Here is a 1,328-nt window from a genome sequence, read left to right as displayed (position 1 = left end):
AGTCAATAGAAGCAATCGTAGGAATGGTTCAGGTACGACAAATAATGATAAAAGATCTGGCGACAACCCTGCAAAAGCAGTTGGTAAAAAAGATACACCAAATAACAAAAACAGAGGAGGAGCTAACTTGATACCAGACCCCAACGGTGACAACCTGCTTGCACGTTTTACAAAAGTATATGGTGCGGAAGCACCAGCCAAAATGCGTGAAGCTATAGATGCATATAACGCATCTGGGGCAGGCACCATTACAGAAACATACCAAATAGGCCAATACGGCTATAACTTAACGTTAAAATCAGGCGATAAAACCCTCACTAATACCGATGACATTAAAACAGAACTCGTTAAGTTTGCCCCAGCTAGTAGCACACAAGAAACAACACTGGCCCGCTTGCAACTTATTGCCGCCCAGGGCGGAGGCACGGAAAGAGGCCTTACAAGAAGGTTTGCGAATGCCTATGCAGGTGGCGATAAAGATAAAGGGAACCAAGTACTTGCAGCAGCTGCACAGGCCTACGCAAAGAAAAACCCAGGTAAGTTAGAAGTTCACGGCACGCTTGGGCAACCTGGTGCGTATATTAGTGTTAAAGTGAATGGTGAATGGACAAGTAACAGTGATGTTGTATCTAAGACATTAGCTGGGCATGTTAAAAGTGCAGATGGTGAAAAACAACCATTTGAGAAACACAGTCGTGAACAACAAGCCTTTTTATCTGGTGCCAATGGGACAGCTGTGCTGAACCGGCTTAATCTAGCCATGCAAACAACAGGGACTCAGACACTAGAAAAAGCTATCATGAAGTATAACCGTGCAAATGGCGGTGCAGAAATGAGAGCCCACGGCACAATGGGTACCAGTAATTTTTGGGTAGAGGTAAAGACAAAAAATGGATGGACGAGCGATACCGATGCCGTACTGAATAAACTAAAACCATATGCAAGCGCGTCTGTCGCAAGTGACGATAAGCCAGCTCAAGATACTGGCCCTGCAGGGGTAACACTAGACCCAAAGAAAAAACGCAAGCAAGATCTTAACGGAAGCGGAACTGGAACTGGTGTTTCTAAAAAAGATCCTTCCTTACCTGACTCGCCAGCTGTACGAGCTGATGGCAAGAAGTCTAGCGGCAGCGACATTAGTATTAGCGAAGCAGCCAAAAAAAGCCAAGCTTTTATGGCAGCCGATCTTAACAAAGACGGTGCTGTAAGCGCAAAAGAACAAACCGTCTTAAATGCCGCCGATAGAAATGGCAGCGGTACAGTGAGTGTCAAAGAAGCGACAAGGTTTGTAGCCATGGCAGATACCAACAATGATGGACTTACCCGTA

General features: G+C 45.4%; 1 protein-coding gene. It reads left to right on the top strand.

The window, feature by feature from the left end; translation table 11 throughout:
* On the top strand, positions 1-1,328 hold a 1,328-nt coding region (locus H6795_04335; GenBank protein MCB9817721.1), incomplete at both ends, for a hypothetical protein.

It is taken from the genome of Candidatus Nomurabacteria bacterium, assembly GCA_020631975.1.
In the GTDB taxonomy this organism is placed as follows: Bacteria; Patescibacteriota; Saccharimonadia; order Saccharimonadales; family CAIOMD01; genus JACKGO01.
Note: the sequence above shows the minus strand (reverse complement) of the source record. Positions and strands in the feature narration are given on the sequence as shown.